Origin of the sequence: Acetivibrio sp., from assembly GCF_035371925.1 — a bacterium.
In the GTDB taxonomy this organism is placed as follows: Bacteria; Bacillota; Clostridia; order Acetivibrionales; family Acetivibrionaceae; genus Hungateiclostridium.
Genome location: NZ_DAORXT010000173.1, coordinates 1 through 2,433, shown reverse-complemented (window position 1 = coordinate 2,433; position 2,433 = coordinate 1). Strand labels below are relative to the sequence as shown.

At 36.1% G+C, this 2,433-nt stretch carries 2 protein-coding genes; both read left to right on the top strand.

Annotated features, from left to right (window positions below):
- The first annotated feature begins 196 nt into the window (after window positions 1-196).
- Entirely contained in the window at window positions 197-1,225 is a 1,029-nt protein-coding gene (locus PLH43_RS13565; protein WP_324363999.1) for a glycosyltransferase, read from the top strand.
- Between the two features lie 306 nt (window positions 1,226-1,531).
- Window positions 1,532-2,433: hypothetical protein (locus tag PLH43_RS13560; protein WP_324363997.1), on the top strand; the 902-nt coding region annotated here is incomplete at its 3' end.

Here is a 2,433-nt window from a genome sequence, read left to right as displayed (position 1 = left end):
ATTATTTCGTACCAAATGTATCTGAAAAGGTTTTGAGAATAATAATTTCATATACGAATTATGTGAACAGAGTGGTTTGGAACGTGCATTGAGAAAGCATATTAATTCTGTTGTAGGAACAAAGACTGATATATTGTCGTAACTTTTATTGCCAATTAACTACACTGTCATAAGACAGTTCCAAGGAAGGTTGTTTATGAAAATAATGGTATTTTGTGTACCTGCCACAACAGGTGGTTCATTAACTATACTTGAGGAATACTACAAGAAAGCTGTCAAATCAGCAGATGTAAATGTGCAGTGGATATTTGTTGTGAGTACTCCCGAATTCAACGAAACTGAGAACATACGCGTCCTAAATTATCCATGGGTCAAGAAAAGCTGGTTTCACAGAGTGGTGTTTGATTGTCTTGTTGCACCACAAATTGTAAGGAAACAAAATCCTGATGAAATTCTGTCACTGCAAAACGTTACTATACCATTTGCTAGAAAATTTAAGCAAGTGCTTTATGTACAACAGTCACTTCCGTTTGTTGACTACAAATTCTGTTTTAAGGAGAATAGGCTTTACTGGACATATCAAAATATAATAGGCCGACTCATAATAAGATCAATCAGAAAAGCTAACGAGATAATCGTTCAAACAAACTGGATGAAGGAAGCTTGTTCTCAAAAAGCGAAGGTGAACCCGAGCAAAATTCGAGTTGATCCTCCCGAACTCAATATAGAGGTCAGGAAGTACTTTAGTGGAGAAGCAACTAATTTACGAACATTTTTCTACCCAGCATCACCCAATTCTTATAAGAATCACAAAATTATACTTCAAGCATGCAAAAAGTTGAAAGAGGTTGGAATAGACGATTACCGAGTTGTTTTGACAATAAATGGTCACGAGAATAAGTATGCATTGGAACTTTACGAAGCAGCACGGCAAAATGGCCTACCAATAGAATTTATAGGAAGTTTGAAACGCGAGGAAGTCTATGAATGGTATTCAAAGTCAGTCCTTATATTTCCATCGTACATTGAGACGTTTGGTTTGCCTTTGTTAGAAGCTAAGTTGCATAAAACGCCCATAATAGCCTCAGACACACCGTTTTCACATGAAATATTAGATGACTATGAAAATGTTTGGTTCTTTGAACCATTTGATGCGGATGAGTTGTGCAAAATAATGTTGAGTGTGATGAATTTAGAGCAATTGCCAAGAGTGGCACAGAGATAAATCCCGCAACATCGTGATATCATTATTGGTTTGATTTAATATGCTATATTTACGTACATCAGCGTCATTTCTGATAGGCTAAATTCCAAAGTAGAAATTTATGTGTAGCCCTTTTAGCTGAGAAAAGAGTCATTTTTCAGGTGGAAGTGGCAATTTAGTTGGAGTAGTTTAAAAAATTAAGTGAGCACCAGATACATTAATGCTTTCTTCAACTTGAACGATTATGGAATTGCTTTTATCGCTTAAATAGATTCCCTTGCTTGGAGCCAAGAAATAGAGAATTGTTCAAAGGAGTTGTCGTTAAAGATGCTTAACCCTGGATCTATTATAGTTCTTTTATTAGTATTATTCCAATCAATTCGATGTAAAGACATGCTACAATTCTCGACGTTTTTGTTTCTAGATGCTATTGCTTTTGCACTTCTTGTTAACTCTGGGTACTTTATCAAAATAGGTTCCATAGAATTGCAGTATGAGGAATTTTTGATGTTATTGTATCTATTTATTTCATTTCTTTTGATCGGATCCATCAAAGTGAACCTAGCTACGTTTACCAATGGTTTGCTTTTATTAACTGTTACATTGTTTGGCATATATCTTCTAGTGATACATCCAGATCAACAAAGTATGGTCGTACCAATCGGAGCAAGTTGGGATGCAATGTTTTTTGGGGAAAACGTTATGAGACCGTTATCCTTCTCCACCAATAATTTAGAACGCGTCATCAGGATAGTTTTATTTGTTTTTCTCGGCACAATAGCGAGGGATATTTCAGTATCACATGAAAATCTGATATCAAGGGCTATCCTCTTCATTACTACTGTACAAATGGTGATAGGCTTTATAGATTTTTTTACAAAAATAGTTTTGAATATTCCAGTATTACCAGTTGTTTCCGCAAGAATTTTTGGAGTTGGATCGAGTCAATACTCTGCGCTTGCATTTCGAGGCGGAATACCGTCTATTCAGGGTTTCATGAAGGAAGCATCACATTTCGCGTGTAGTTTTTTTCCAGGCTTGACCTATCTAGCTCTAACTTGGAACAAAACCCGAAAGATGGTCATAGTCGAATTCTTGTCAGTGTTAATACTGTTCTTAAGCGGTTCCTTCACTGGATTCGCAATTATTCTATACTGGGGTGTCTTGCATGTCTATAAATTTATTGTAAGTTCTAGGCTGGGCAAACTTCCAAGCTTGATAATCTCGGC

Bases quoted from the DNA above. Each gene is read 5' to 3' on its own strand.
- PLH43_RS13565 (WP_324363999.1), top strand. From the start codon at position 197: ATGAAAATAATGGTATTTTGTGTACCTGCCACAACAGGTGGTTCATTA.